The sequence below is a fragment of the Kitasatospora sp. NPDC001539 genome (genome assembly GCF_040298565.1).
GTDB lineage: Bacteria > Actinomycetota > Actinomycetes > Streptomycetales > Streptomycetaceae > Kitasatospora.
Genome location: NZ_JBEPAK010000306.1, coordinates 1 through 7,302, shown reverse-complemented (window position 1 = coordinate 7,302; position 7,302 = coordinate 1). Strand labels below are relative to the sequence as shown.

The following is a 7,302-nucleotide window of genomic DNA, read 5'->3' as shown; positions in this document are numbered from 1 at the left end:
GCGTCATCGGCCAGGCCGTGAGGACGACGAAGGACTGCGGCACCATGTAGTCCGGCAGGGACGCGCCGGCCGTGGCGACGACCGCGTCCAGGTCGAGGTCCTGGCCCTCGGCGGCCAGCAGGTAGCCGACCAGACGCGGGTCGCCGGGCTGGTCCTCGCGGACCGTCACCAGCGCCTCGTCCACCCCCGCGGCCCGCGTCAGCACGGTCTCGATCTCCGCCGGTTCGATCCGGAAGCCGCGCAGCTTGACCTGCTGGTCGGCCCGGCCGAGGAAGTCGAGCTCTCCGTCGGCGCGCCAGCGCGCCAGGTCACCCGTGCGGTACATGCGGGCGCCGGCCGGACCGAAGGGGTCCGCCACGAACCGCTCGGCCGTCAGGCCTGCGCGCTTCCAGTAGCCGCGGGCCAGCGGGAGGCCGCTGATGTAGACCTCGCCCGCGACACCCACCGGAGCGGGGCGCAGCGCAGAGTCCAGCACCCGCACCAGGGTGTGGGGGATCGGCTTGCCGATGGTGGGACGGCCGGTGTCGAGCGCGCCGCTGACGGTCGCGCAGACCGTGGTCTCGGTCGGCCCGTAGGCGTTGACCATCGTGCGGCCCGGGGCCCACCGGTCGACCAGTTCGGCCGGGGTGGCCTCGCCCGCGACGACGAGCGCTTCGAGGCTCGGCAGGTCCTCGTCCCCCACCGCCCCGAGCGGGGTCGGCGGGATGGTGGCGTGGGTGATCCCGTGCTCGGCGACCAGTTCGACGAGCGCCGGGCCCGGCAGCAGCCGGTGCGCGGGTGCCAGGACGAGCGTGGCGCCGGTCAGCAGCCCCATGCAGATCTCCCAGACCGACGCGTCGAAGCTCGGCGAGGCGAACTGCAGGACCCGCTTGCCGGGCCCCGCCCCGAGCCTGCTCGCGTGCAGGTCGGCCAGGGCGGCCAGCGCCGCGTGGGTGACGACGACGCCCTTCGGCCGACCGGTCGAACCGGAGGTGTAGATCATGTACGCCGCACCCGCGATGCCCGCGGTGCCGCTGCGTTCTGCCGCGCTGAGGTCACCGTCGGCTTCGGCGGCCAGTGCGGAGACGACGTCGGCGTCGTCCAGCCGCAGCTGCGGAAGACCGGCCACCGACGCCACCGCGTCCGCGGTCGCGCTCGACGTGACGGCCAGCACCGGCTGCGCGTCCGAGAGCATGAACTCGATCCGGTCCTGCGGGTACTCGGGGTCGACCGGCAGGTAGGCGCCGCCGGCCTTCGCCACCGCGAGGACCGCGACGATCCAGGACACCGACCGGGGCAGGACCACCGCCACGAAGCGCTCGGGGCCGACGCCGCTCGCGACCAGTCGGCGGGCGAGCCGGTTGGCGTGCCGGTTGACCTCCTCGTAGCTGAGGGTCCGGTCCTCCCAGCGCACCGCCGGTGCCTGAGGCGTGGCGGCCGCCACGCGTTCGAAGAGTTCGGCGAAGTGACCGGCCGTCGCGGCCGACGTCCCGCCGGCGGCGAAGCGGCGCAGCTCCTCCTGCTCGCCCTCGGCGAACAGGTCCAGCCGGCCCACCGGGCGTTCCGGCTGGGAGGCGAACGCGGACACCGCGAGCGCCAGCCGGTCCAGCATCGCCCGCGCCGCGGTCTCGTCCAGCAGGTCGGGCTGGTACGTGATGCGAAGTTCGATGCGCTCGCCGGGGAACGCGTGGAAGACGAACGGGTAGTGGCTGGCGTCGGTGCTCTCGGCGGCCGTCACCTCCAGTCCTGCCTCGCCGAGGTCCGGGAGGGCCTGCTGCAGCGGGAAGTTCTGGAAGGAGATGACGGTGTCGAACAGCTCGCGCTGCGACGCCGCCCGTTGGATGTCGGCCAGCCCGAGGTGGTGGTGCTCGAGCAGCGCGGACTGGCGCTCCTGCAGCAGCTTCGCGGTGTCGAGCAGGGTCTGCTCGGGGCGGACCTCCGCCCGGACCGGGACGGTGTTGATGAACATGCCGAGCATGTCCTCGATCCCGGGCAGCTCCGCCGGACGGCCGGAGACGGTCGTCCCGAACACGACGTCCGTCCGTCCGGTCAGCCGGGCGATGAGCACGGCGAGTGCCGACTGCACCACCGTGTTGAGGGTGAGGCCGTACTGGCGGGCGGTGGCGCTCAACGCCGCCGTCGACTCCTCGGACAGCTCGGTGGTCAGGCGCGACGGCACCACGACCTCGCGCGAGAGCTTGGCCGGGGCCAGCAGGGTGGGACCGTCCAGGCCGGCCAGCTCACGGCTCCAGGCCAGCTCCGCGGCGCCCCGGTCCTGCCGGCCCAGCCAGGCGAGGTAGTCCCGGTAGGTGTACGGCAGCCGGGGGGTGCGCTCGCCGCCGGTGTACAGCTCGAACAGCTCGGCGAAGAGCATCGGCATCGACCAGCCGTCCACCAGCATGTGGTGGTTGGTGAACAGCAGTTGGTGATGGTCGTCCCCGAGGCGGACGACGGTGAACCTGAGCAGCGGTGCGCTGCCGAGGTCGAAGCGGTGGCCCCGCTCCTGCTCGACGAGACCGCGCAGCCGCTCGGCGCGCTCCTCGGACCCCAGGTCCGACAGGTCGACGTGCGTCCACGGAAGGTCGACGGAGGCCACGACCACCGCGACGGTGTCGCGCAGGCCCTCCTGGCGGAACTCGGTCCGGAGGTTGGGGTGCCGCACCACCAGCTCGTCCCAGGCCGAGCGCAGCCGGGCCACGTCCAGCGGCCCGCGGACGTCCAGGGTCAGCAGCGAGGTGTAGAGGTCCAGTTCGCCCTCGCTCACCATGCTCTGGAACATCAGGCCCTGCTGCAGCGGTGCCAGCGGCAGGACGTCGACCAACGCCGGCTGGGCGGCTTCGAGCAGCTCCACCTCACGCATGGACAGCGACACGAGCGGGAAGTCGGACGGGGTCCGCCCGCCGGCCGCGGGATCCGCGGCGTGGGCCGCGAGCGCCTCGACGGACCGCAGCCAGGCCCGGGAGAGCTGCTCGACCTCCGGCTCGGCGAGCAGTTCACCGGCCCAGGTCCAGGTCGCCACCAGGACCGGACCTTCGGGACGGTCCTCGGTGACCAGGGTCAGGTCGACGGCGTGCTCCAACGGCATCCGCCGGTCGGCGCCGCCGATCAGGCCGGTCGTGCCGGCCGGTGCCCAGTCCTTGCCGGCCGCCCCGTCGGCGAAGCGGCCCAGGTAGTTGAAGCCCCACTCGGCGGACGGCAGCTCCGCCAGGGCGCGGGAGGTGCCCGGGTTGAGGTACCGCAGGAGGCCGTAACCTGCTCCGTTGCCGGGCAGCGCGTTGACCTGCTCCTTGATCCGCTTGACCGCCTGGCCCACGGACGGGCCGCCGAGCGAGACGTCCCCCCAGTCCAGCGGGCCGGGGTCGACCCGGACGGGGTGCTGTTCGGTGAACCAGCCGACCGTCCGCGACAGGTCGGCGCCGGCGAACAGGTCGTGCCGGCCATGGCTCTCGACGTCCACCAGCGGGCCCTCCGCCGGCTGCCCCCGGTGCCGGCGCCAGTCGGCGACGGCCAGGGCGAATCCGGCCAGCAGGATCTCGGTGACGCCGGTGGAGTAGGCCGCAGGAAGGGTGGTGAGCAACGGAACGGTCTGCTCCGAGGGCACGGACACGGTGAGCGTCCGGGCGGTCGCGGCCACGTCCCGGGCCGGGTCCAGCACGCGGTCGGCCACGGCGGGGTCGTCGGTGCGCAGCAGGTCCAGCCAGAGCGGCAGCTCCTGCTCCCGCTCCGGGGTCCGGGCGAGCTCGGTCAGTCGCGTCGCCCAGGACCGCAACGAGGTCCCCACCCGGGGGAGCCGCGCTTCGCGGCCGGCTTCCTGCGCCTCCCAGGCGATCCGCAGGTCCTCCTGGAGGATCCGCCAGGACACCCCGTCGACGGCCAGGTGGTGGATGTTCAGCAGCAGCCGCCCGGCATGGGCGGGGCCGGCGTCGAACCACACCGCGTCGAGCACGGTCCCGGCCGTCGGGGCCAGCCGGGCCCGGGACAGCGGGAGCTCGGCGCGGAGCGCATCGTCGAAGGCCTCGTCACGCGCCCCGTCCTGCGGGACCTCGACCGCCGTACGGGACAGCAGGGCGTCGGCGTGGACCGCGCCCGGTTCCCGGACGGTCAACTGCCAGGCGCCGGCGTTCACGTCCAGCCGCAGGCGGAGCGCGTCGTGGTGGTCCACCACGGTCTGCAGCACCCGGGCCAGTCGGTCCGCCGTGGCGCCGGCCGGCAGCGACAGGACGAAGGCCTGGTGGAAGCCGTCGACCGGTCCGCCCAGTTCGTGCTGGGCGTGGACGATCGGCGTCAGCGGGACCTCGCCCACCGCGGCGGGGTCAGGGCTCGCCCCGCGGTCGGTGACCGTCGCCGCCCCGGCCGCCAGCGCGGCCACGGTGCGGCGCGTGAAGACGTCCCGGGGGCTGATCTCCAGTCCGGCGCGGCGGGCGCGGCTGACCAACTGGATGGAGATGATGCTGTCGCCGCCGAGCGCGAAGAAGTCGTCGTCGATCCCGACCGCGGGCAGGCCCAGCACCTCCTGGAACAGTGTGCAGAGCGTGTGCTCGGCCGGCGTGGCCGCCGACCGCGAGGAGACCGCGACCGTGAAGTCGGGTGCGGGCAGCGCGGCGACGTCGAGCTTGCCGTTCACGGTGAGCGGCAGTTCCGCGATCGGCACCACCGCGGCCGGAACCATGTACTCGGGCAGGACCCGGGCCAGGTGGGCGCGCAGCTCCGCCGGGTCCACCGGCCCGGCCGTTCCGACCGCGTAGGCCACCAGCCGGGTCACCGCGGGCGCGTCGGTCCGGGCGACCACCGCCGCTCGGGACACGGTGGGGTGTGCGGCCAACGCCTGCTCGATCTCGCCGAGTTCGATGCGGTAGCCGCGGATCTTGACCTGTTCGTCCGCGCGGCCGAGGAACTCGATCAGCCCGTGCCCGGACCAGCGCACGACGTCTCCGGTGCGGTACATGCGCCCGCCCGAGCCGAACGGATCGGCGACGAACCGGTCCGCTGTCAGCGCCGGCCGACCGGCGTAGCCCCGGGCGACCTGCGGCCCGGCGAGGTACAGCTCGCCCGGTGCGCCCGGTGGCACCGGTTGGAGCGCGCCGTCGAGCACGTACGCCCGCCCGTTGCGCAGCGGGCCGCCGATCACCGGCTGCTCCGAGTCGCTGAGCGGGAACGACAGGGCGTCAATGGTGTACTCGGTCGGGCCGTAGAAGTTGTGGCTCGCCGTCGTACGGGCGGCGCGCAGACGGGCCCAGAGATCCGGGCCGAGCGCCTCACCGCCGAGCATCAGCACCGCTGGCGCCGTGTCGGCGTCGTCCAGGAGCCCGGCGTCCAACAGCTGGGCGCAGTACGACGGGGTCACGTCGAGGAAGTCGACGCGTTCCGTCGCGACGTAGGACACCAGAGCCCGCGGGTCCCGGCGCACGTCGTCGTCGATGATGTGGAGTTCGTGGCCGGCCAGCATCCACAGCACGCCGTCGAAGGACGTGTCGAACGACAGCGAGGCGGTGAGGGCGGCGCGGAAGCGCCGCCCGCCCGCGGCTGCCACCGCCGGCTCGAAGAGGTCCTGCCGGTGGGCCGCGAACAGGTTCATCAGGTTGCGGTGCTCGACCCCGACGCCCTTGGGAACGCCGGTGGAACCGGAGGTGTGGATCAGATAGGCCAGGTTCTCCGGGCGCGCCGCGTCACCCGGCTCGTCCGGGGTGCGGTCGTGGGCCGGGAGCGCGGCGAGTTCGGTGACGGTGGCCGCGTCGTCCAGGAGCAGGAGGGAGTCCCGGGACAGCCCCGGGGCGAGCCCGGCGGCCAGGTCGCGGGTGGTCACCACGACGACCGGGTCGGTGTCCTCGATCGCGAACCCGATCCGTTCGGAGGGCAGCGCGGGGTCGATCGGCAGGTAGGCCCCGCCGGCCTTCAGGACGGCGAACATCGTGACGACGGTGTCCACACCGCGCGGCATCAGGAGACCGACCGTCCGCTCCGGCCCGACCCCGCGGCCGGTCAGAAGACGGGCGAGCCGGTTGGCCCGGGCGTTGAGCTCCGCGTACGTCAGCGCGCCGTCGGTGCCGACCAACGCCCTGAGGTCCGGCGTCCGTGCGGCCTGTTCCTCCAGCAGCCCGACGACGGTGCCGGCCGCCGCCGGAGCGGCCGCGCCGCGCCCCTGGCCGAGGACCGCTGCGCGTGCGGCGGGATCCAGCAGCCGGACCCGGCCGACCGGCTGCTCCAGGTCCTCGGCGAACTGCTCCAGGACGTGCACCAGAGCCGCCGCGACGGCCTGGACGTGCTCGGTCGTGAGCAGGTCGGTGCGGTGCCCCAGTCGCAGGCGCAGCGACTCGCCCATCATCACGGCGATGCTCAGCGGGTAGTGCGTGTCGTCCCGGCCGTCGATCGCCGCGACCCGCAGACCACCGTCCGCCGTCTTCAGCGACTCCGGCTCGAACGGGTAGTTCTCGATCACCAGCAGGGTGTCGAAGAGCTCGCCGACACCGCCCAGGCGCTGCACCTCGGCCAACGGCAGGTGCTGGTGGGCGGTCAGCTCGGCCTGCTCGCCCTGCAGACGGCTGAGCAGCCCGTGCACGGGCTCGGCGCGGTCGAACCCGGCCCGGACGGGCAGGGTGTTGATGAACAGGCCCAGCATCGACTCGATGCCGTCGACCTCCGGCGGCCGGCCCGCGACGGTGCCGCCGAAGACGACGTCCTGGGTCCCGGTCAGGCCGCCCAGCAGCACCGCCCAGGCGCCCTGCACGAGCGTGCCGAGAGTGATCCCGTGCCGTCGGCCGGCACGCTCGAGGGCGCCCGTGAGCCGGGTACCCAGCTCCACCGCGATCTCGGCGACGCTGCCGCCGACCGGTTGCGCGTCCCGGGCGGCGAGTCGGGTCGGACCCGCGAGGCCGGCCAGCGCGGTGCGCCAGGCGGCCTCGGCTGCGGCCCGGTCCTGGCCGCGCAGCCACTCCGAGTACGCGTGGTAGTCGACGGCCGGCCGCAGCGCGGTGGAGTCGCCGTCCGCGGCGTACCCGCTGAGGACCTCCTGCAGCAGCAGCGGCACCGACCAGCCGTCCAGGAGGAGGTGGTGGTGGGTGAAGACGAGACTGTGCCGGTCCGTCGCGGTCCGAACCAGGACGAAGCGGAACAGCGGCGGGCGACTGGGCGTGAAGCGGGGCTGGTCGGCCAGGACGCGGTCCAGCTCCGCGGCCCGGGCCTCCTGGTCGAGGCCGCTCAGGTCGATCTCCTGCCACGGCAGGGAGAACGCGCGGGGTACGAACTGGAGCGGAGCGTCCGACCCGTCGTGCCAGAAGCCCGCCGTGAGCTGGGGGTGGCGGCGCAGCGAAGCCTCCACGGCGCGGC

Annotated in this window: 1 protein-coding gene; it reads right to left on the bottom strand. The window is 74.0% G+C overall.

Translation table 11 applies throughout. The annotated features are described in order from the left end of the window. The coding region (locus ABT247_RS29975) for a non-ribosomal peptide synthetase (protein ID WP_350748713.1) at positions 1-7,302 on the bottom strand (7,302 nt) is incomplete at both ends.